Origin of the sequence: Vagococcus proximus (genome assembly GCF_029143285.1) — a bacterium.
GTDB classification, from domain to species: Bacteria; Bacillota; Bacilli; order Lactobacillales; family Vagococcaceae; genus Vagococcus_D; species Vagococcus_D proximus.
This window is the reverse complement of record NZ_JAPDSH010000004.1, coordinates 116274-140434: the sequence shown is the minus strand read 5'-3', so window position 1 is coordinate 140434 and position 24161 is coordinate 116274. Positions and strand designations below refer to the sequence as shown.

Sequence of the window (24161 nt, the reverse complement as noted above, 5' to 3'; positions counted from 1 at the left end):
AACTCATAAAAAGTATAGCATATCTCAATCTTTTGAAATGTCTTTTTAAAACGTTGCTATAATAGGATTTTGTACCTATTGTTATAACAATAGAACCTAAGTGCCAATTTTATTGTGCTATAATGAAAGCAATTAAACGATTAAGGAGACTATCACATGGTATCAACTCAAAATAACCAACCTCTCTATGCACAAATAGCTGATGAACTTCGTCTAAATATCCAAACTGAAAAATGGCCTGAAGGAGAGCGTATTCCAACAGAGATGGCTTTGTGTGATATTTACCATGTCAGTAGAATTACAATTCGAAAAGCTATAAATGAATTAGTCAGTGAGAATTTACTTGATCGGCAACGTGCTAAAGGAACTTTTGTAAAGAAAATGGTTGCAGATGATTCAGACTTCGCAACAGTTATTAAAGGTTTTACTCAGGAACTAAAAGAACAAGGCAAACGTGCTACTACACTTGAGGCGACACTAACAAAATCACATGCAGATCATAAAATAGCAAAATATTTAAAAATACAGCCTGGTGATGATATTCTTATTTTAGAACGTATAAGAGGAGACGGCAGTAATCGTCTAGCTTATTTTAAAACCCATTTCATCTACCTTCCAACCTATTCCATGAAATCATCAGATTATTATGGGTCCTTTTACGAGTACCTTAAAACAAAAGATATCCGCGTAGACAAGCAAAGTGAATATATAGAGGCTATCGTAGCGAACCGTTCCTTACAAAAACTTCTAAAAGTTTCTGAAGGTGACCCGCTCTTAAAACGCGTTCGCTTTACTTCACAAGCGAGTCGTGATTTTTATGAATATACAGAATGTTATTATATTGGTAATAAATACCGTTACTACTTGGATTTTGATTAAAAAAAGTCGCCCATGAGGACGACTTTTTTATTTTCCTTCAAATAACACTAATAAATCCGTTAAACTCAATTTATCTTTCTCTTCTTTAGTTAAATCTAAAACAATTTTCCCTTTTTCTAAAACAATCAGACGATTCCCGTAAACCAAAGCATCTTCCATACGATGGGTAATCATTAAGCAAGTTAAGCCATGGTCTTCAATCTGTTTTTGGGTCAAGGTCATGATTTGATGTGCAGTCTTCGGATCAAGCGCTGCGGTATGCTCATCAAGTAACAACACGTCAGGTTTAGTTAATGTTGCCATCAGTAAACTTAATGCTTGTCGTTGACCTCCTGATAGCTGCCCAACAGGTGTGTCTAAATGTTTTTCCAATCCATTCCCCGTTAAAGAACATACTTCCTCAAAATAGGCTTTATTTTCTTTCAATTTACGACGCTTAAATCTTCGTTTTTTCCCTCTATCTAATGCTATTAATAAATTCTCTGCTACGGTCATGCGAGGAGCCGTTCCCATCTTAGGATCTTGAAAAACACGAGTGAGATAGTTCGAACGTTGTTCTTCTTTTTGATGCGTTACGTTTTGACCCTTCATAAAAATATCACCTGAACTTAAGGTTAAATTCCCAGCAATACTATTAAAAAGGGTTGATTTTCCAGCACCATTCCCCCCTAATACCGTTATAAACTCACCGTCGTGTACGGTTAAATTCAAATGATCCATGATTAAGCGGCTTTCCAAACCATCATTGTCTAATCGTTTGACACCTTCTTTAATTTCTAATACTGCTGCTGCCATTTAGTTTCCCACCTTTTTTATCGTTAATCGACTAGATAGTCGTGTTCTAATCTGTGGCATCATTAAACATATTGCTAATATAATTGCTGATATTAATTTTAAATAGTTCGTATTAAACCCTAGTTTGATGACTAACAAAATAAGTAACTGATACAATATACTCCCTACAACAATAGCGATTAAACGTTCAATTAAGGTCAATTGACCAAATAAAACTTCCCCTATAATAATCGAGGCAAGTCCTATTACAATAACACCAATTCCTTTATCAACACTAGCATAGCCATCATTTTGAGCAAGTAACGCTCCAGCTAACGCGATGATACCATTTGATACTGTTAGTCCAAGTATTTTCATTCGATCTGTATGTATGCCGAAAGAACGAGCCATCACTTCATTATCTCCTGTTGCAATATAGGCTTGTCCAAGTGTTGTATGAAAGAATACACCTACTAATGTCACGATGATAATAACCGCACAGGCCCCTATCATGACTGTATCAAAATAGGGAGGTAATCCTAAACCAGTGACTGAATCATGTAATTTCTTTTGATTAAGTAACGATAAACTCGGTGATTTCATGATATATAAAATAACAGAATTCAAACCCGACATAACCAAAATCCCTGATAAAATAATAGGAATTTTTCCTTTCGTATAAAGTAACCCTGTTATAAGACCTGCTATCATTCCTGAAAAAACGCCTAAAAGTGTGGCGACTATCGGTGATAGCCCTTGCGTGATACCCATCACACACACAGCAGCCCCTAATGGATAAGATCCCTCTGCTGTCATATCTGGGAAATTAAGAATGCGGTAAGTCATAAAAATTCCTAAGCCTAATATTGCCCACATTAACCCTTGTCCAATCGTTGATACAATCATCTCTATTCCTCTTTCCTAGTTCGTTTTTTTAGCGTTGTCTAATAGTTCTTGAGGTAATGTTACCCCTAACTTTTTAGCTTGTTTTTCATTGACAATCACGTCACCTGTTGTGAACGTGTAGATTGGAGTCGTCGCTGGTTTAGATTTCCCAGCTAATATATCCGCCACCATCTTACCTGTTTGACGACCTATCTCATATTGATTAATCCCTACAGTGGCTAGTCCCCCTTGCTCCACCATCGTATCCACAGACGGAATAATTGGAATCATATTTTTATTCGCGCCATCGACTACCATCTCCATTGCATTAGCAATCACATTATCTGTTGGCAAGTAAATCATATCCACTTCTGATGCCATCACTTGAACCATTTGTGCAATTTGATTACTTGATGGTACAGGATAGGTTTTAACGGTTAGTCCTCTTTTCTTTCCTTCTTCTTCAACACGTTTTGCTTGGTAGGCTGAATTATCTTCAGCTGATGAGTATAAAACACCAATTATTTTAGCGTTAGGTAAGAGTTTAACTGCTAAATCTAATTGAGCATCAACTGGTGATTGATCACTCACACCAGTAATGTTCCCACCTGGTTTGTCGTTATCCATCACTAAGTGAGCTGCTTTTGGGTCTGTCACAGCACCTAGTACAAGCGGGACTTCTTTTGTTATATTGGCTAATGCTTGTGCAGCGGGTGTGGCGATACCTACTAAAACATCAGAGTCTTTTTCAAGAAGTTGCTGCCCCATTGTTGCCAGCTTACTTTGATTGGCTTGCCCATTTTGAAAGACCAGTTTTAGATTCTTGTTCTCCTCATAGCCTTCTTCTTTTAGCCCGTCTTGTATCCCACGGTAAATCTCATCTAATGCCGGGTGGCTTACGTACTGTAAAACCCCTACTGTCTTCATTTCTTCTTTTGGCCCTTTTTGTTGCGACATTTCTTGTTTCCCTGTAATAAACTGACTAGCTAATACCCCTAAAATAATTAGTACAATTGCTATTAATCCTTTGTTTTTCATTTTTATTTCCCCATTTCTTATTTTTTTATATACAAAAAGGCAATGACCCAATAAATGGTCATTGCCTTAGAATACGCCCTTAATACACAATTAAGTCGCCAAATAAATGCAAAAAACCACATAGATATCCTCTATGTGGTCGGTAAAAACGCTATAGTTAGCCACATAGATACAAGTTTAGAATGTACTCTAAAGTTGTATCTATGAACGGATTGTCATACATACAACTATCTACGCCAGCTTTGCCAAGCTTGTCTTTGCTCGTTTGTCGTTAATGATAGTTGTCTCATGAAAATCCCTCTTTTCTGTTTGATTTAATATAATACGTAGTTTACTTTGAAAAAATAAGAATGTCAATAGTTTTAATCCATATAATTATTTTATCATTTGGTTAGACCTACATAGCAGAGTCCATATAAGCATTACTAATTTGTTCCGCTTCTTTCATATAAACCTCCATTAACTTATCTGCCCATTCCTCATATTCTTCATATTTTCCAGAACCCTTTTTAAACATAACTTCAGCCATTTTTGAAATACCTTCGTTAGAAATTTCTGCTAATTTGGATATTTTTTCGTTAGATAACTCTGCAAGTCCTTCTAAACCAGAATCATTAGATGGTGCTTCATTATTGTATTCCTCAACAAGTTTAGGTGCTTCATTTTCAATCTTAACTGTATAGTCATCCAATATTTTTTGGTAACTATCATCTGAACTTGCATTAGTTTTTTCTTTCTCTACTTCCTCTTGCTCCAATTTCTCTCTCTCTGCTTCTTCTTGATCACGCTTCTCTTGCTCTAATTTCTCTTTCTCTGCTTCTTCTTGATCACGCTTCTCTTGCTCTAATTTTTCTTTCTCTGCTTCTTCTTCATCACGTTTTTCTTGAGCTAATTTTTCTTTCTCTGATGATTTTTGTTCTACTACACTTTCATCAGATTGCGCCATGTCAACCTCAGTCTTCTGTACCTCTTCTTGATTTACACTAATATTTGTAGAGTCTTTTTCTTTAATAGAATGACTACTACATCCCACCATAGTAAAAATCATTCCAGACAATACAACACCAAAAAAACACTTTTTCATTACAATCTCCTCCATTATGCAGATTTAATACCTATTATTCACTCTCAGAATAACATACACTATCACATAACTCTACATAACTGGAGTTTTAGAACGTTAATGCTTTCATTAAACCATTAATAATACACTAATTATATTTTCGATATAAAACTCACTTTTTATTGTATCTTCCCATCCACCAATCGGACCACTCTATCGCATCTTTGGGCTGATTGTTCATCGTGTGTCACTAATAAAATTGTCTTACCTTCTAGTTGTTTTGCCTTTAATATGAGCATCACTTGTTCAGAATTAACCACATCTAAATTCCCAGTTGGCTCATCTGCCAAAATAATGGCAGGGTCATTAATCAAAGCTCTAGCAATCGCTACTCGTTGCTTTTGTCCTCCAGATAACTTTTTTGGTAATTTTTTTAATAATGCGGTAATCCCTAATTCCTCTGCCAAATCATCTAAGCGCTCACGACAAGCTTTGCGTTCGGTTTTTGGTAAATAAGAAACAGGCAACATGATATTTTCTTTGACTGTAAAATCATCCACTAAACCAAAATTTTGCAAAACGAAGCCGATTTTTTGACTTCTAATCCGTGCTTTTTCTTTATCACTCAGCTCACCGATACTCTTTCCTGCAAGCTTGACCTTACCACTTTGAAATCCATCAAGAACACCAAGGACATTTAACAACGTACTTTTCCCACTGCCACTTTCTCCAACTATCGCAATAAATTCCCCTTCTAAACACGTAAATGCCTCAATATCAAGAACATTAAATGACTGATTTTCACCATCTTGATAGGTTTTAATGACATGATTTAACTGATAGATTACCTTTGTCACGTTATCACCATCCGTTCTTTTTTTAATTGTTTCCTGCAGGTCATACTCACGATTAAGAGATACGTCACCAACCAAAATCCAAGACCTATTACGATACTTTTTAACTCCCATTCATGTTGAAGGTAGTAGACTTGCAGTAAATATAATAACAACAGCATAATAATAAATAAAAAACTGTACGCTAGTATAATCCCTAAGAATAAACTCTTTTTATCTAAACCTGTCGCATAAAAAATACGATAGGTTCGCATTCTTTTTCTAATTAATAAGGCCGAAATCACCATGACTTGTAATAACGTAAATAACATAAATAAAACAGACTCATAGCCCAAAACTACCGCCTTATCTTTGAAAAAAGCCTTCTCAGAATCTTCATATTGCCTTCTGTCTTGAACAGTCACTCTTGTGTACCCCGTTCCAGTCAGATTATCTCTGATGACTTTATCAAGGTGATAGGCTGTAAGGTCAAGTTTTTCAAGAGGAAAATAATAATGGCTTAAATCATATTGTATAATTTTATTTTGGGGTAGTGTTTCAAAAAATAATGGGACTATCAATTCCGGACTTGGTGTGTCAGACGTTTCGGGTAACTTTTCGAAAAAACCACGTATGGTAAATGGAAGGTTCTCCATTTGAAGGTCATTAGGTTTTGTTTCTCTTAACCAACTTAAATTAATCGTTTGACCTACCTTGTAATAGGCTTGAAAATCACTATTTAATAATAGTCCTCTATCCTCTTTTTTTGCCGTGAAATCGCTCGATTTCAAACTCTTTCCTTTTATTATCTTGATAGGCCACTCTTTTAAACCTTGTTCGTTAACAATCACTTGATTAGGCATAGCATAGGAGTTGTTGTCATACGTTAATGGAGGATTAACTTGTTTGACCTTCCAGTCTTTCTCTTTTGCAAAAAAGGTCGCATCCTCCCCTTTATATCTAGCGGATACACCTGACGCCTTTTCAAGTGCTTTAATAATGGGATAAGGATTAAGAGCAGTATCCTCCTCCCATCCGCCATAACCCACTTCAAGCGTGTGCTCACTTGTTGAAGAAGAAAAAGTGTCTGATTTGAGATAGTTGTGTTCACCTTGAATAAAATCAAGAGACATCACAACGGATAACAAGATGAGTAAAATGATGCCTCCTTTAATTGCAAGATAGCTTGTCAATTCATTCCAGATTAGGAGCCGATACTTAGACATCTCGCACCTCCCTGAGTAACTGTGAGACCGTCATAATTTTGACCGATACCACACTTAATGAAAAGAAAAATAAAACCATAACGATAAAGACACCTGTCACCTGAGCACTCCCTAATAATGCAGACTGAAAAGTAAAGGGTAGACTTTTTTCCATGAATTTAGTTCCACTAAGTACCACAACTAAACTCAGTATAAAACTCAAGGTCATTGTTTTCAGGTATTTCTGAAACGTATCCCAAACCAAGCGAGCTTCGCTTGCCCCTACTAGTTTTCTAATGGCTAATTCCAATCGCCATGCATCCAGACGTTGATAAAACTGCATCATAACTGAAAGACTACTGACGAGAAGTAATTCGAGATAAAAGAGATCAAAACGATGACTGCCTTGTTCAAATTCATCTCTCGTTAAACTATAAATGGGCGAGCGAAACCCACTATCTGATTCAGGTATTTTTACTTTGTCTACTATCTGTTGCCATTTCTTATCCTGTTTGTATCGTGTCATAGAAAGGCTGATCACACCAGATAAATACTTCTTTAAAAAATGAGGAGAGGCTGGATTTAGAAATACATTTGCATCAAACGGACTTTTAGCTAATACACCTACAATTGGGACCCACTCATTATCTAGTTTGACTTTACCTCTACTTCGTTCTTCTTTTGACAATAATTTAAACACGTCTTTTCCTATTACAACACTATCTTCTCGCTCACTCGGTTTAAAAAAATGACCAGAAGACAGTGTAAGACTATCCCTATACTTTCCAGGAAGAAGAAAGGAGTAATCTAATGCCCAGTTAAAACCTGAAAAATTTGCTTCTTTCAAATTAGCTTTATCATTTGACAGCGTCTGCCATACTTCCTCGTTCAACCCTACTTTTGGGTAGGACACGTGTTCACTGGAATAATACTCCTCATAGAAAGTATAAAATGCACGCTCTTCACTCACAATTGAAAAAAGAAACAAATACGTTGTAAAGACTAAGAAAAAAGTGGTCATTAAGACGGTTTGTTTCGAAATCATTATGGACTCCTTTCTATGCTTTGGATTTTACCGACTGTGTCAGCAAGTCATTACCTATCGTTAACTGGAGCGTGATATCTAATAGGTGGTCTTTCACCTCATCATATGGGATTTCAAAGCCTACTAAATATTCCGTATACGCTCCTTGAACAGACCGTTCTTCACTAAGAGAAGGATCTGCATGATAGGTTGTATTAACCTGATGATTGACAATATCAAAAGAGGTCAATTGATTTTTTTTAGAAGTTTCGACAAATAACGGGACATAATAGTAATACTTTCCTTCTGTTTTCGCATCAAAATTCACATCAAAATCCGTAATACTATTTTCTGTTACACCATTCCCTCTATCTATATCAACTGAATTCTTTTTATTAGGACTTTTCAAAAATGAACTATGGTCAATTAAAGTATCAGGGGCTACATAGTAAATCTCATCCTTATGAGCAGAGGAATCAAAACTAGCCAAATTCTTCGTTAATTCTGCTGTCTCTTGTGTGGCAGAATTTTTCATGACTTGGACAAGAGTTGGACTTGCAATAGCTTCTAAGTCATAATAGGTCACTGTTAAAGCTGAGTCCTTCTCCTTTGTATTTGCTTCTTTTTTATCATTAAAATGAGTACTGACACTAAAAAATGCAACACTACTAAGTAAAACTAACAACGCTACAACTACTATTTTTTTCATAATTAAAACTCCTATCTATAGCACGTTAAAGGAATATTATCCTCTATAACCATTTTATCACGTAATATTAATCCTAACATTGTTTTTTGTATGATTAAATTATGCCTATTTTTAGATAAAAAAAAGCACTAACGTATTAGTCAGAACTTTAAATTTAATAGTATTACTAGATATCCCTTCACCCCTTATACATCTCTGCTTGAGATTTAAATAATTGACTATAATAGCCTTCTTTCCTGTCTAATAAATTTTTGTGCGTTCCCTTTTCTACTAACTCTCCTCTTGAAAGTACAAAAATGTTATCTGAAAAACGTGTTGATGTTAGCCTATGTGAAATAAATACAGAACAAATTCCCTCTAGCTCTTCATTTAATGTTTCAAAAAGTTCTGATTCAGCTATGGGATCTAATGCCGAGGTTGGTTCATCTAAAATAATAAGCTGTGAATCTTGATAGATAGCTTGAGCTATAGCAATTTTTTGCCTCTCTCCACCCGAAAAGTCTACACCCTGTGTTGACAACTCTTTTCCAACAATTGTTTCTAATTTATTAGGAAAACTATTTAAACACTCTTCTAACCCTATTTTTTTAACAACATCATCCAAACGCTTTTTATCCAAGTGTTGGTCCAAAATAATATTTTCTTTAACTGTAAACGGAAGTAATTGACTATCTTGAAAAACTGTTGCAATGAGTCTTTGAAAGTCAGTTTTGGAAAGAGTATTTATAGGTAAATCATTAATTAAAATGTCCCCACTTGTTGGCTGATAAAAACCACAAAGTAATTTGATTAATGTTGTTTTGCCAGCACCATTTTCTCCAACTATCGAAATCTTTTCACCTTTACATATCTTTAAAGAAATATTAGTTAGCGTATTCTTCTCTTGATTTGGGTACATAAAAGAAACATTACGAAATTCTATCATTTCAATACTCTCAACTGAAGACGCCGTACTGCTGGTATTTTTTTGTGATTTCCTTTTAAATTGACTGTACTCTTTTATGAAAAGGCTTTTATTCCGCAACAAGGCAATTGATTCTAATATACCTAAACAACTAGATGTAAAGTGTGAAATACTTGCTAAAATCATAGAAAAAGAACCTATTTGTAAAAGTCCTTGTAAAACTCTGTAACCCAAAAGCAAATACAACATAAATTCTTGAATTAATAGAACAAAATCTAGAAAACTATTATTCTTTAATAAGATTTTATTATATCCTGTTGTTAATTGATTATAATTTTTACTTAAATCACTCAAAATATTCTCTACTGTTTCTGACATTTTATTAATTCTCAATTCTTTTCCAAACTTTATTTCACGTAATATCATCAAAAAATAATCAAACTTCCTCATAATTGGGGCAAATTTTTGACGCCACTCTTCCCATATCTTTTGATTTTTTTGATCAATAGCCAATCTAATACTAATGACAACCAATAATAAAAAGATAATTATTGGCTGCTCATTTAATATGACCAAACCTAATGTTAAGATTGTAATTAGTTCGGTAAGAATACGTCCAAAACTATCAAATATTATTGAAAAATTGTCAGTTTCATTAGCTAAACGACCAAGATTTTGGATTTCAGGACGTTCAGATTCAACATAAGGAATAGTTGCTAAATTCATTCCTAGATTTTTTTTTAGAACAAAAATAGTCAATCTTAACTCAACTTGAAGACGCACTTTTAATAAATCTCTACATAATAAGACAGAACTATAACAACAAATAAATAGAATTATATTGACTATTATTTGTGAAAAAGTAACAGTTTGATTCACTAGCGTATTTAAAAGGTAACGTAGCAAAAACAAGGAAAATAAAGGGCTTATACCCTCTAAAATTACCATTAGCGCTTTAATATAAACATAGCGATTATTAGCGCTGTATACTTCAAAAATCAGCATCATAATAGGATTTTGTTTTAATTTATTCATCACTACCCCCAAAATAATAACTAGCCTGGCTATTATACATTTCCGCATACTGACCTTTTTTATTCATTAAAGCATCATGGGTACCTTCTTCTATAATTTGACCCTTATTCAAAACAATAATACGATTACAAAATAAGATTGATCCCAATCGATGTGTAATAAATAAGGAAGCATGATCGGACATGAGTTCGTACCAGCTTTCATATAATAGTCTTTCTGATATAGGATCCAAAGCCGAAGAAGGTTCATCTAACAACAGTATCGGTGGTTCCTTATAGTACATTCGACTTACCGCTAATTTTTGATTTTCTCCACCAGATAACTCTATTCCTGTTTTATCAAATAATTTTGTGATTTCAGTGTCCACACCACTAGGTAAAGTTGAAATTTTTGAATAGAGCCCACTTTTCTTTAATACTTCCTTAATTTTGCTATCCTCTCTAGGTAAATCTAATGTAATATTTTGCCATACAGTCAGTGAAAATAATTGAAAATCTTGAAAAATAACACCTATAATTTCTTTCCAATTCTCATTATCTATTGTTTGAATGTCATGGTTATTAAATAAAATCCGGCCACTTGAAGGTGTATATAATTTACAAATTAATTTTACAATAGTTGTTTTTCCTGACCCATTATGACCAACTAATGCTAATCTCTCATCGGTATTAAAGCTAAAACTAACATCTTTTAACACGTATTTGTCACTATTTTCATAAGAAAATGAAACATTTTCAAATGTTAATGTATTACTATGATACACTGTTACTTTTTCATACTTTGTACCGACTAACGATTTATTATTAACTAAAAATAACTGGTATTCCTCAACTGATTTTAAGGTCACAGCTAACATACTGATTGCTTCCAATAAATCATTAATTGCTTTAAAAAATTGTAGCATTGAACTTATAACAACAACTAGCTTTCCAATCAACAATCTCCCACTTAGAAATAATAAAATGACATAACCATACTGTATAATCAAAAATACTAAATCTAAAAGATTCGTTATAATGTAATACCCCGTCAATGACCTCTTAATTCGTTTTGATTCTTTATAAAAGAATGATTGATACTCGTCGTATTTTCTTTCAAGTATAAGTAAGCTCGATTTTAAACGAACTTCTTTGCCGTACCCAATCTGACTCATTAAATTAAAAAGGTAATCTAAACGCCGCTCACCTGTGGCTTGTAAATCTTTTAGTTTTTTTTGATAGTACGAAATAGTCTTAGTCAATTTTGTTTTAAAGATAATTACAAAAATTAAACATACTAATATTACAGGTTGAACACTGAATGTAATAAGTGAAAAACCCACTACTAGCATGCCATTTTTCAAAAATGGTGTATAAATCTCCTCAAAAATCGCACCGACTTGCAAGTTATTTGCAATTTTACGTTGTTCATCACGAATATCATTACTTTCAAAAGATTCATAATTAAGTTCAGACAACTCTTTAGAAAAATAAATACCAGATATCATACTGGATTGATTAATACTCAAGTTATAATAATAAGTAACTATCACTTGTATTAACCTTAGTGCACCTGTAGACATAATGAATGCTATTAAAACCTTCAAGAAAAATACAATACCTAGTGATTCATTAGTTAGAACCATAATAATTTTTGCTGAAAAATATAGAAATACAAACGGTGATAGTGCATTAATTAAACTCAAACAAGTTCCTAATAGAAATAAACCATTACTAATTGACTTACAATATTTTAATAAGTATTTAAATGCAGAGACTCGCTTGCTAAATGTCATCAAGTATCACCTAACTTTCCTATCCCACTGCTAAAGTAAGCGTTAACATTTTTATTTTTTAAAAATTGTGACCTTTTTTGGGACTATTTTCCTAAAAATAGTGTAACATAGAAAAAAACTCTCATTAAACTTTATTTTATTTCCTTTTTGACCATTTTTAGAAAGCAAAAGACCTGAATCAAGATTCAGGTCTCTTTTTTACTCCCCTATTCCGTTAGTTAGATTTCATCACTATTTCTTTACAGGCTATACACCACGAACGTTCCCCTATGACTTGTTGTTTATTATGAGTATATAATGTATAAAAAAAGCACATGTAGTTTATCACTAACATGTGCTTTAATTCTATTCTTCCTATTCAAATACGAATTGGTTATGGTACAACTCTGCGTAGAAGCCACCTTTTTTAAGGAGTTCTTCGTGAGTTCCTTCTTCGATAATTTCACCTTGGTGTAAGACCACGATGAAGTCAGCGTTAAGGATTGTTTTCAGTCTGTGTGCAATTACGAAACTTGTACGTCCAGCAATGATATTTTCCATTGCTTTTTGGATACGACTTTCCGTTACAGTATCTACGTTTGAAGTTGCTTCATCCAAGATTAATAAATCTGGATTAGTAATGATCGTACGAGCGATACTGATTAATTGTTTTTGACCTACACTGAAGATATTATTTTCATCACTTACTTTTGTATCATAGCCGTCTTCTAAGCTCATGATAAAGTCATGAATGTTGGCTTGTTTCGCTGCATCAATCATCTCTTCCTCAGTTGCATCAGGCTTACCAAAGACGATATTATCACGGATTGTTCCGCTAAATAACACTGACTCTTGTAACACGATACCGATTTGAGAACGTAAACTTGGTAGTGAAATATCACGAATGTCTTGACCATCAAGTAAGATTTCGCCACCGTCTACGTTATAGAAACGATTTAACAAGTTCATAATTGTTGTTTTACCTGAACCTGTTGGTCCAACTAAAGCAACCATCTGACCTTTGTTCGCTTTGATGTTGATGTTTTTAAGAATTGGTTTATCTGGGTTATATGAGAAATCAACATTTTTAAGCTCGATTGACTCTTCTAAACCAGTAATATCTGAAACATTCTCACGTTCAAATTCATCATCTTCTGCGAAGACTTCATTCAAACGACGAGCGCCTGTAAAGGCTAATTGTAACATGCTAAATTGTGATGAGATTTGTGTTAGTGGCATGTAGAATTGTTGTGAATACATAATGAATGTCACGATTAAGGCTAAGCCTGTCGCTCTGTCCATCGTACCGTCTAACACTAACATACTACCAAAGAAAATCACAATCGCTGTATTTAAAACGGATAACCCTTGCATTGTTGGGAAAAGTAAACCTGAGTAAACTTGACCTTTAAAGGTTGATTTCTTAACTTTGTCATTTAAAACGTCAAAACCTTCAATTGTTTCTTCTTCTAAACCATTGGTAATAATTACTTTTTGACCTGAAATACGTTCGTCAATATAAGCATTTAATTCACCAATACTATCTTGTTGAATGTTCACATTTTTACGTGCTTGACGGATAATAACAATCGCTACGATAATCGCAACTGGTGCTATACCTAATGTTACCCATGTCATTTTCACATTTTTTTGGAACATCATAATCAGAACACCAATCATCATTGAGAAGTTGGTAAGCACTTGAATTAAAGCTTGGTTCATTGTGTTAGAGATATTATCTAAATCACTTGTAAAACGACTTAAAATTTCGCCATCTTGGTGGCTATCAAAGAACTTGATTGTCATACGTTCCATCTTTTTAAATAATGAAATACGCATATTATTTGTCGAACGGCCAGTCACACCAGCCATCAATATATTTTGAATAAACATCGCCACCCAGTTCATGACATACATCATCATCAGTAACTGAATCACTTTAATAAATGGCGATTTATCTGCATCACCAAGTTGTGCATAAGTAAAGGCGTACGTTGCTAATTCTTTAATCGCATCCCCGATGAAGCTTGTTGTATGAACTTGTAACCATGTTGACGCGATAATCGCAATGATAATGATTAGGAGTTGTAACTTAAACGCTTTTAGATACGTCCAGAAAAAGCCTGGAATACTATTTTTCTTGTTCATACTACTCCACCTCTTTTCCTTTTTGAGTATCGTAAATTTCACGGTAAATCGGGCTAGACTCAACTAATTCTTTATGAGTGCCCTCTGCTACTAATTTACCATCGTCTAAAACTAAAATCTTATCGGCTTGTACCACTGATGAAATTTTTTGAGCGATGATAAAAGTTGTTGTATCATTTAACTGACTTGCTAATGCTTCTTTTACAAGCTTCTCTGATTTTGCATCTAAGGCACTTGTACTATCATCTAAAACTAAGACCTTAGGTTTACCAATAACACCACGAGAGATAGATAAACGTTGTTTTTGACCTCCTGAGAAGTTAGCCCCACGTTCTTCAACATCACCCATGTACCCATTAGTTTGACGGTCAATAAATTCTTTCGCCTGAGCAATTTTAGACGCATTTTCCATGTCGTCACACGTCGCATCTTTCTTACCATGACGTAAGTTTTCTGCAATCGTACCTGAGAATAAAATAGCTTTTTGTAAGACTAACGCAACTGAGTCACGTAAATCTTCTTTTTTAGTATGTTTAAGATCAACATGACCAATTTCAATTGACCCTTCAGTTGGATCATACATACGTGCAATCATTTGAGCCAATGTTGATTTACCAGAACCAGTCGCTCCGACTACCCCAACAACTTGACCGTGTTTTGCGTTAAATGTAATGTTTTCTAATGATGGACGTTCATCTCCCACGTATTGGAAAGTGACATTATTGAAGGCAACATCACCATTTTGGATTTCTTCGCCATTTTCATCATCAAATGTAATATCTGCTTCTGTGTTTAAGATTTCTTTCATACGTCCTAATGATACAAACGCACGTGACGCCATCATTGTCATCATACCACCGATGATAATTGACATCATAATTTGCATTAAATAGTTAATAAATGAATTGACTTTACCAATAATTTCTAAATTATCTTTAGCTAAATCAGCTGAGAAGAAAATAGTTAACGCCATAGCTAAACTTGAAATCAGTGTAAACGTTGGTACCATAACAGAAAACAAACGACCTACAATAATCGTATGCTTCGTTAAATTTCCACTGACATCTGAAAAACGTTCTGTTTCGTTTTCTTCTTGTACGAATGATTTAACCACACGCATCCCTGCTAAGTTTTCTTTAGCAATCCCGTTAACACGGTCTAAGAAACGTTGGATCATTCCAAAATGTTTGCCCATGATACCGAATAGTCCCATTACGGTAACAAATACTAAGACAACAAGTGCAATAATTACCCACCATAATTGGGGAATTGTCATCATTGCTAAAATAAAACTTCCGATAAATAAAATCGGGATACGTAATAATGTTTGTAACATCATCATCACTAAGTTTTGAATCTGTGTGATATCGTTAGTCAAACGTACCACTAAGTTCCCTGTTGAAAATTGTTCAATATTACTAAATGAGAATGTTTGAATTTTCTCAAATCCGTCCTTACGAATATCTGCTGAAACATCACGTGCCACACGTGCTGCGATTACAGTATTTAAGACACCAGCAAGTAAGCCAATTGATGCAATAATTAATAGCTTAATTCCTAATGACATAATCTTGTCTTTGTCATCTGTCGATACTGCATTGATAACATTTTCAAGTAGTTTAGGTTGCCATAATTGTGAGGCAACAATTACACAGGTAAGTAATAATGAAGAAAAAACATACCATTTTTGTGCTTTCATTTTATTTATTATTAAAGACATATCATACCCTCTTTCCTTTTTGCTAGAACCTCTTAATGATACAGAAATATATTTCATATATCAAGTGATAAGTATTCTTTTTTGAACATTTTTTATAATGAAAAAAGCCTCACAGTACGGTGAGACCCTTTTCATAACCTACTTATTTTGAAACAGGTTTATAAATAATATGATGGCCAATAATTGCGATTAAACCATAAATCATTCCAAGCAGACAAACACCCGTCCATCCTGCTAATTGCCATGCAAATGACCCCAACAACGACCCGCTTGCGCCACCTACAAAAAATGAGAACATGTAAATTGTATTATTACGACTTCTATTCTCATCCCCCAATGACTGGATACGTGATTGATTAGAAACTTGAGTAGTTGAGGTACCAAAATCAAGTAAGGTTAAACCTACGACTAGTCCCGTAATACTTGAACCAAAAATCCATAACACTAGAAAAGATAACATCGCAATGAAAGAACCTATTCCCACACCAAAACGCGCTCCTTTTTTGTCAGCAACACGGCCCATCAATACAGAAGCAGCTGAACCAATAACACCAACTAGTCCAAAATAACCGACTTCCTTAGAACCAAGATTATATGCTGGACTCTCCATGTAGAAAATCAGCGTTGACCAAAAGATACTAAACGCTCCAAATGCAAAGAAGCCATTAAACGCACTTTCTCTTACCACGCGTTGCGTCATAAATAAATGCGGTAAAGATTTCATTAACTCACCGTAACTCATTTGAGAAATAGGTGTATTTCTTGGGAACATGAACCAGACGAGTACGATTAGAATAAGAGCAAGTGCAACACCTGCAAAATAAACGACACGCCAACCAAATGCATCTCCGACTAATCCACTGAACGTTCGAGATAATAAAATACCAATCAAAAGACCACCTGTTACAATTCCTAACACAGACCCTCGTTCTTCTGGCTTAGCTAACTGACCAGCAAACGGAAGAATCAATTGCGGTACAATCGATGACAATCCAATTAATAACATTAAAATCATTAATAATAAATAATTGCTTGTTGACCCTGTAATAAACAACACGACCGCTACAATAGATAGCATCGTCATAATAAGTTTCTTACGCTCAAAAATATCTCCTAGTGGTACGATGAACAATAGCCCCAAAGCGTAACCCATTTGACTTAATGTAGGAGCTAAACCAATTTTAGCTACGTCCACTCCAATTTCCTTTGCGACTAACCCTTCTAATGGCTGAATGTAATACAGACTTGCTATGGAGATGCCACACACAATTGCCATGATAAATGTTAATTGTTTCGTCATTTGTATTTCTTTAACTTTCAAACAATCACCTTTCTTTCTCTCAATTTAACCTATGTTTATTCTACTACTAAAGATATACTGCTTCTAGTCTATTCTAGAATAAAATAAAAAAAACTAGCTTTCGCTAGTTTTTAGGTAATGGTAATTTAGGTAACTTTTGTCTATCAGACGATTTTACATCCAATAAATCTAATAAGAAGACAAATACCGGAATACCGATGACAAGTCCCCAAACACCAAAGAAGTGTTCTGAGAACATTAATATAATAAAGATATAAAATACTGGTAAATCTGTTTTACTACTCATTAATTTAGGATTTAAGAAGTATGACTCAAACATGTGAATAACAGCAATCATGATTAATACATACACAACATCTTGAATTCCACCAACTGTATAGCCGATTAAAGCTAACGGGATACATGAGATGATCACGCCTGCTACAGGAATTAAACTAAAAATGAAAATCATTAAGGCTAAACTCAATAATTGTGGGAATCCCATTAATGATAAGCCTATTGTTGTTAATGCTGTATTAACTAATGCAATTAAAAATTGTGCCTCTAAGACCACACCAAATGTATTAATAAATTTTTTTCCTAAGTAAGCAACATCTTGACTAAAACAGCCAATTTTACTTGTTAAAAAACTTTTGCTGAAATCTTTGACCCAATTTTCTTCCAAGCAGAAGAAAAAGCTTAAAATAAAGGACATTAAGAATGTCATCCCCATTGATCCAACACTAGTTACATAAGTCACTAGCATTTTAGCACCTGACTTCAATTGATCCGTTATTTCTGAAAAACTAATTTTTTTACTTAGCCATTCCACTAAACTATTATCAGTTTTAGGATTTTGATAAAAATTAATCACAGATTCTACCATTGAAAATGTTTGGTTAATCAATCTCGGAACATAAATGGTGATTGAAAAATACATAAATACTACTATTAATATATAAAGCATGATTGCCAATATTTTTTTAGGCAATTTTATCCACTTATTTAATACACTTACAACACGAGTGATAAGATACGTTAAAATAAAAGTCAATAATATTAGACTGATGATATCTCTAATCAAATATAGTACTAATAAAATAACTAACAATACTGCAAATCGTCTTAATCCATCATTCTTTTTGAATTTTTCAAAAAGTTCCACAAACATTCCCCCAATTCTAATCAATACTTTTTAATTATCTCATACTCTTATCAGATAACAAGAATATTTTTCAGAATTGCATTCTTTTTACAAAAATCCCACGTTATTGATATAACGTGGGATTTTTGTCGAATGACTTTATTAATTTTTATTATCAGTCTTATCTTTTTTAGTCTCAGACGTTTCTTTTTTCACTTCAGGTAATTTTAAATCATACCTTTCAAGATTATCAGTAATCATTGTAATATAAATTGGAATACCTTCTTCATTGGGATGAACCGCATCACTGTTTAATAATTGAGGATTTGACACGGCAATTGAATGCCAATCAATCAATCTGACATTTTCTCTTTCATTTGCAGCACCCAATAACATGTCATTAACTACTTGTTCCCAAGGTTTAGGTACCCTTGAATTGATAACCATAACATGAGCTTTATCAAAAAGATCAAGCAACTCATCTAATTGTTCCTGTTTAAACTCACTGTTTGTACCCAATTCTAAGACAACAAGGCTGTCTTCCGAATTATAATTTTTATATTTTTTCTTAACTAAATCTGTTGCTTGCCATAGTTGGCGACTAATCTTACCATCTACTTTAATGCCAGGGATTTCTTCTTCAAGTTCCTTTTTAAGACTTAACATGATTGAATCGCCAACCGCTAACATTTTATGTATTTCGACAATTTTTTTAGTGTCTTTTGGTTTTTCATCAGACTGCTTAGGCAGTACAGTGGCCTCTTTTATGAACCCTAAAATTTTCCCTGAATCATAGTAATCATACGCCATGGTTAGCGCACCACTAAGTCCTACAATAGCAAGTAAACAGTACATTAATTTTTTTGAACGATAATTTAAAATATCTTTTGTTTTCTCAGCATACGCTTTGAAACCTAAACGACGAATTGGTTCCTCTAACCATTCATAGGATACGATTGATAAGACCATCGTTAAGGCTATTTGTAATAAAATGAGTACTGGATGTAACGTCCCACTACTTTTAATCGGTGTCGTTAAGACTGTAACAGGAAAATGCCATAAATAAATACTATACGAGCGTTTACCTAGCCAAACTAGCCATGGATGCGAAAATAACAAGCCCATTTGACTATCAGGGTGTACTAATGTAGCTAATAATAAAGCTGAAAGAATGGCTACTAATAAAAAACCACCATAGTACAAAAATGGCTGACCAGCACTTACCGTTGTGGCTATCACAAGCAAGCTTACTAATGATACTATACCAATACTATCAATAACATTACGAGAAAACTCACTAATACCCGATTTTAAATAGTAATAAGGCCAGACAAAAGCTAAACTGCACCCCACTGCTAATGTCAAAAGTCGCGTATCTGTTCCGTAATAAACACGGTCTATATTTTCTGGTGAGTAAAGAAAAGCCATCCATACAGCTGATACTAAAGCAGAACCCACTATCACTTTAAGAACATGCTGACGTTTCTTTAAGGTTTTTAGTAGAGCTACAAAAACTATCGGCCAAATCAAATAAAATTGTTCCTCAATTGCTAATGACCATAAATGCTTAAATGGACTCGGTATACCAAATGATTCAAAGTACGGAATTTCTTTGACGATATACCACCAATTACTTACATAAAATAATGAAGCAATCCCATCCTGCCAACTTTTTTTAAATACGGCTGGGAATAAAATAAGACAGACAAGTAATGTCACACTTATTAAAGCAATGACAGCCGGCATTAAACGCCTAATCCGTTTAATCCAAAACACTTTCAAATTAATTTGTTTATGTGTTTGCCATTCTTGTAATAGTTTACTCGTTATGAGATAACCCGATAATACGAAAAATATATCAACACCAATAAATCCACCTTTAAAAAAGGACATATTGAAATGATAAGCTAACACTAAAATAATGGCTAATGCTCTCACACCATCAAGGCTGGCTAAGTAACTTGTTTGGTTACGGTTGGTCCTCATCTTTCCTTCCCTCCCGATTTATTTTTCTTTTAATAATACTATGTAACCCTACAGCAATTACTTGAATTTTTTATGAAAAATTTCAGTTTTTTAAAACACTTTTCCAATACACCTCTCATACAAAAATAAAAAAACATGAGTAAGCTCATTCGGCTTCCTCATCTAGCACATGTTACATTGTATCATAATAATTACAGCAATGTAACAAAAAATACTGTAAGAAAACAAAAATTAATAAATAATTCATAGTATTGAGCTATTATCTTTTTTATTACCAAAATATTACTAAAAAAAGTACAGCTTTCGCTGTACTTTTAATTATGTTCAAGATATAATTCCCAAGCTTCATCAAAGATGGTCATATTTTCTAAATATGTTGTTGTCATTTCTAAATAATCACTTACCTCATGATAATCAGTGGATTGTTTAGGAAACAGACTATCATGCGCTAAATCATTAGCAAATTTTGTAATTGCATCGGAAATTTTAGGACCTCTAAGGGTCATAATATAATGATAAAAACTTCTTTTCAAACGATCTACTCCTTACCTTTAGTATCCTCTATTGGAAGATACACATTAAATTTTATATCATCATCAATTAAATTAATTTTTTCTGCTTTTAAATACATCCCATTTTGCAATTCAAAATCATTAAGATGAAGGGTTATAGTTTGTTTTTTAGGACTTACTTCTACCCACTCTGGTAATTTGAATTCCTTAGACACATACTTCATTATTTGAGAAATCGGTAATGCTAATTTTCCAATTGATAAACTCGTTGCCTTTAGTTGTACATTTCCATCATCCATCACAAACGGATCAAAGTAAAGATAAAATTGCATATCAAAACCTAGAACATTGAATGTTCCATTCAGCAACGCATTTTGTTCTAGATAAAAGTTGTATTTCACTCCAGACTCTTTCAAATAGTCATTCAAATAAAAACTAATAATTTGATTCACTTGCTCTTTTTTTAATTGTACTTGAAAACTTGGATCTTCTTTCTTTGTTTGTTGAGACACCTTAGGCTTGTAATCTGGTTCTCTTTCCCCAAAGGCTTTAAAACTAACAACTAAGGTTATCGCTAATAATAATCCAGCTAATAAAAGGAAAGCAAATTTCCAAGGATTATTTTGTATTTCACTTACTTTTTCGACTAGTTTATTTTTCATTATCTAACCTACTTACTTTCTAACCATTCATTTTTGGTTCTTACTAATTCATCTTTAAAAGCATTTGCTATAATTTGATAGCCTAAACTGTTCGGATGAAAATTATCCGTATCTGAGATAAGATTATTAATACCAGATTCTTTTTCTTCATCATTACTCTGTATTGTGTCATCATTTCCAAATGCGCGTTGTCCATCTAACCCTTTATATAAAGCTTCATTTATAGAAATAAAAGAACTGTTTTTAGATTTCACGACCACTTCTTTACTAGCTTGATTCCAAAAATCAACTATCTCTTGTAATTGATCCATATTATCTAAACTTAAATAAAATGGGTTATAAATACCGAGTTGATAAATTGGTGCTTTCTTATTAAAACGTCTCACTAATTTATATAAATCTTTTAAATTTGATTGGTACTCTTCACTCGGTTTTTTAAATGTTTCGTATGTTAAACCATTTAATAATTCCGATTTTATCACTTTCATCAAATCATTGCCACCAATTGTTATTGTGATAAAGTCAGATTTTTTCAAATCTTCTTGGATAGTTTTAGAATTATTAATTCGTTTCATTAAATCTTCAACCGTATCCCCGGCTTTTCCGTGATTATAACTTTCTACAACAGAAATTTTTTCAGCTTCTACCAGATCATTCTTTAATAAAGGAACATAACCTCCAGAATCAGTACTATCCCCTATCCCTTCAGTCAAAGAATCTCCTATAGCAGAAAAACGAATAACCTCTTTATATTTCACTTTACTAGATTGCGAAGCTGTTTTTTTCAGTAAAGGCTTAGCTGTTGGTAATGAAAGCCCAAGTATGATTACAGCAACTACTACTGTCGCTAAAAAAATGGTAATACTGAATAAATGTTTCTTTATATACGACACGCGAACACTCCTCTCATTTACTTAGTTTCTGATTTAAAAAAACAGACCAACAATGTGGTCTGTCAAAGAGGTTACTCGCTATAATACATGACAGCAAATGCACCTTTACCTGTGTGAGTCGCAATAATAGATGATGCTTCTAATACTGGTATTGTCATATCAGGGAACATTTCTTGAAGTTCCTCTTTAAATTTTAATGCTGTTTCTAATCCATCAGCATGAGTGATTGCTACTTGTTTCACATTTTCTTTAGTGGCTAATTCTGACTTCAAATCTTCAAACCATTTAGTAAATGCCTTAGCACCACGACCTTTATATAATGTTACCATCTCTTCTGCCAAGACCTGCATGACAACTCGAATATTGAATAAATTTGTGATAACACCTGTCGCGCGACTTAAGCGGCCACCTTTAACCATATTATCAAGAGAGGCTACACCAATATATAAATTAGTATCTTCCTTGATTTGATTCACTTTAGTAATAATTTCCTCTTTTTCAGCATCTTCTGCAGCCATTTTCGCTGCTTCAATAACTTGGAAAGAAAGACCTTGATCCGTAAATGTACTGTTAATGACAGTAACATCACTTTGTGAAATTTGAGCAGCTTGTTCCGCGGTATTAACTGTCCCACTTATCAAATCTGTCATATGAATTGAGATAATTTGACTTCCGTCAGCCCCTAGCTCATCATAGAGCTCAACAAATTCACCAATTGGCGGTTGACTTGTTTTAGGTAATGCAGCAGCTTTTGCCATCATATCCATAAACTCTCCACCTGTTAAATCGGTATCTTTGTAGATTACACCATCAATCATTACTGATAATGAAATCACTTCAATGTTTAACTTTTCTGCTAATCCAGGCTCCATATTACAAGATGAGTCTGTTACAATTTTTACTTTAGACATATTTTTACTCCATCCTTTAAAAAAAGAAATTATTCATGTAGAATAGGTATCAGAGTGCTCTGATACTTTTAGTATAACAGAAACTATTTAGTTTTTCACTCTTTAGACCAATAAAAAAGGAGGGAAATTATGAATTCAACACAACATTCAAAAAAACATGAGATTATTAGTGAGGTTCTAAATGCTGTCACACATGGAATTGGGACTGCTTTGAGTATTGCTGGTCTCGTTATTTTAATTATCAAAGGCGCACAACTTCACTCCCCTATTCATATCGTGTCATACTCGATTTATGGGTCAACATTAATCTTATTATTTTTAGCATCTACATTATTTCACAGTTTAATTTTTACAAGGGCGAATAAAGTATTTCAAGTATTTGATCACAGCTCGATTTATTTACTTATTGCAGGTACCTATACCCCATATTGTTTACTAACAATTAAAGGTTGGTTAGGTTGGACTTTATTTGGAGTCATTTGGTTTTTAGCAATTCTAGGGATTGTTTATAAATCAGTATTCCTAAGTCGTAAAGGAAACGCTGCTGTCTTCATCTATATAATTATGGGATGGCTCTGTCTAATCGCTGCCAAGCCCCTATACGATGGACTAGGATTCAATGGTACCCTGTTACTCGTCTTAGGTGGTGTTGCTTATACTGTAGGCGCATTAGTCTATAAATTTCAACACATAAAATACATGCATGTTGTCTGGCATTTATTTGTTATTTTAGCTGCTGCGCTAATGTATTTTTCTATATTACTTTATACATAAAAAAGAAGC

General features: G+C 33.7%; 21 protein-coding genes. 2 read left to right on the top strand and 19 right to left on the bottom strand.

What is annotated here, in order from left to right; translation table 11 throughout:
- The first annotated feature begins 156 nt into the window (after positions 1 to 156).
- Entirely contained in the window at positions 157 to 879 is a 723-nt protein-coding gene (locus OL233_RS06805) for a GntR family transcriptional regulator (RefSeq protein WP_275471586.1), read from the top strand.
- A 27-nt stretch (positions 880 to 906) separates the two neighbouring features.
- On the opposite strand, the gene OL233_RS06800 is transcribed toward OL233_RS06805, so the two are convergent.
- The 19 genes from OL233_RS06800 to OL233_RS06710 all read right to left on the bottom strand — a co-directional run bounded on the left by OL233_RS06800 (position 907) and on the right by OL233_RS06710 (position 23378).
- Complete coding sequence (locus OL233_RS06800; protein ID WP_275471585.1) at positions 907 to 1674, bottom strand: ABC transporter ATP-binding protein; 768 nt, start codon at positions 1672 to 1674, stop codon at positions 907 to 909.
- Entirely contained in the window at positions 1675 to 2559 is an 885-nt protein-coding gene (locus tag OL233_RS06795; protein WP_275471584.1) for an ABC transporter permease, read from the bottom strand. It lies immediately after the preceding gene.
- Positions 2560 to 2574: 15 nt separating this feature from the next.
- Positions 2575 to 3576: a tryptophan ABC transporter substrate-binding protein gene (gene trpX, locus OL233_RS06790; protein WP_275471583.1), complete on the bottom strand. Its 1002-nt coding sequence runs from the start codon at positions 3574 to 3576 to the stop codon at positions 2575 to 2577.
- A 397-nt stretch (positions 3577 to 3973) separates the two neighbouring features.
- Entirely contained in the window at positions 3974 to 4660 is a 687-nt protein-coding gene (locus tag OL233_RS06785; protein ID WP_275471582.1) for a hypothetical protein, read from the bottom strand.
- Positions 4661 to 4818: 158 nt separating this feature from the next.
- Complete coding sequence (locus OL233_RS06780; RefSeq protein WP_275471581.1) at positions 4819 to 5496, bottom strand: ABC transporter ATP-binding protein; 678 nt, start codon at positions 5494 to 5496, stop codon at positions 4819 to 4821.
- The gene (locus tag OL233_RS06775; protein ID WP_275471580.1) at positions 5493 to 6698 is read right to left on the bottom strand and encodes an ABC transporter permease; all 1206 of its coding nucleotides are present in this window, start codon (positions 6696 to 6698) and stop codon (positions 5493 to 5495) included. The genes OL233_RS06780 and OL233_RS06775 overlap by 4 nt, the downstream gene beginning before the upstream one ends.
- Complete coding sequence (locus tag OL233_RS06770; RefSeq protein WP_275471579.1) at positions 6691 to 7722, bottom strand: hypothetical protein; 1032 nt, start codon at positions 7720 to 7722, stop codon at positions 6691 to 6693. Before OL233_RS06770 ends, OL233_RS06775 begins: the two co-directional genes overlap by 8 nt.
- A 13-nt stretch (positions 7723 to 7735) precedes the next feature.
- Positions 7736 to 8410 (bottom strand): hypothetical protein, encoded by a 675-nt coding sequence (locus tag OL233_RS06765; RefSeq protein WP_275471578.1) that lies wholly within the window; start codon positions 8408 to 8410, stop codon positions 7736 to 7738.
- 178 nt (positions 8411 to 8588) lie between these two features.
- Positions 8589 to 10349: an ABC transporter ATP-binding protein gene (locus OL233_RS06760; RefSeq protein ID WP_275471577.1), complete on the bottom strand. Its 1761-nt coding sequence runs from the start codon at positions 10347 to 10349 to the stop codon at positions 8589 to 8591.
- Positions 10342 to 12123, bottom strand: a complete 1782-nt coding sequence (locus tag OL233_RS06755; protein ID WP_275471576.1) for an ABC transporter ATP-binding protein — start codon at positions 12121 to 12123, stop codon at positions 10342 to 10344. Before OL233_RS06755 ends, OL233_RS06760 begins: the two co-directional genes overlap by 8 nt.
- A 354-nt stretch (positions 12124 to 12477) precedes the next feature.
- Positions 12478 to 14250 carry an ABC transporter ATP-binding protein gene (locus tag OL233_RS06750; protein WP_275471575.1) on the bottom strand — a complete coding sequence of 591 codons (1773 nt, stop codon included), beginning with the start codon at positions 14248 to 14250 and terminating at the stop codon, positions 12478 to 12480.
- A 1-nt stretch (position 14251) separates the two neighbouring features.
- Positions 14252 to 15970, bottom strand: a complete 1719-nt coding sequence (locus OL233_RS06745; RefSeq protein ID WP_275471574.1) for an ABC transporter ATP-binding protein — start codon at positions 15968 to 15970, stop codon at positions 14252 to 14254.
- A gap of 142 nt (positions 15971 to 16112) precedes the next feature.
- Positions 16113 to 17270, bottom strand: coding sequence for an MFS transporter (locus OL233_RS06740; RefSeq protein ID WP_275471573.1), 1158 nt, complete (start codon positions 17268 to 17270; stop codon positions 16113 to 16115).
- Positions 17271 to 17394: 124 nt separating this feature from the next.
- Entirely contained in the window at positions 17395 to 18435 is a 1041-nt protein-coding gene (locus OL233_RS06735; protein ID WP_367618495.1) for an AI-2E family transporter, read from the bottom strand.
- A gap of 141 nt (positions 18436 to 18576) precedes the next feature.
- On the bottom strand, positions 18577 to 20400 hold the full coding sequence (locus OL233_RS06730; protein ID WP_275471571.1) for an acyltransferase family protein: 1824 nt from the start codon (positions 20398 to 20400) through the stop codon (positions 18577 to 18579).
- A 314-nt stretch (positions 20401 to 20714) separates the two neighbouring features.
- Positions 20715 to 20933 carry a YozE family protein gene (locus OL233_RS06725; protein WP_275471570.1) on the bottom strand — a complete coding sequence of 73 codons (219 nt, stop codon included), beginning with the start codon at positions 20931 to 20933 and terminating at the stop codon, positions 20715 to 20717.
- Positions 20934 to 20938: 5 nt separating this feature from the next.
- Complete coding sequence (locus tag OL233_RS06720) at positions 20939 to 21574, bottom strand: YpmS family protein (RefSeq protein WP_275471569.1); 636 nt, start codon at positions 21572 to 21574, stop codon at positions 20939 to 20941.
- Positions 21575 to 21582: 8 nt separating this feature from the next.
- A complete protein-coding gene (locus tag OL233_RS06715) occupies positions 21583 to 22467 on the bottom strand; it encodes a GDSL-type esterase/lipase family protein (protein ID WP_275471568.1) in 885 nt (294 codons plus the stop codon).
- Positions 22468 to 22538: 71 nt separating this feature from the next.
- On the bottom strand, positions 22539 to 23378 hold the full coding sequence (locus tag OL233_RS06710; RefSeq protein WP_275471567.1) for a DegV family protein: 840 nt from the start codon (positions 23376 to 23378) through the stop codon (positions 22539 to 22541).
- Between the two features lie 129 nt (positions 23379 to 23507).
- Between OL233_RS06710 and trhA the strand changes: the two genes are divergently transcribed.
- Positions 23508 to 24152: a PAQR family membrane homeostasis protein TrhA gene (gene trhA / locus OL233_RS06705; RefSeq protein WP_275471566.1), complete on the top strand. Its 645-nt coding sequence runs from the start codon at positions 23508 to 23510 to the stop codon at positions 24150 to 24152.
- Positions 24153 to 24161 lie beyond the last annotated feature (9 nt).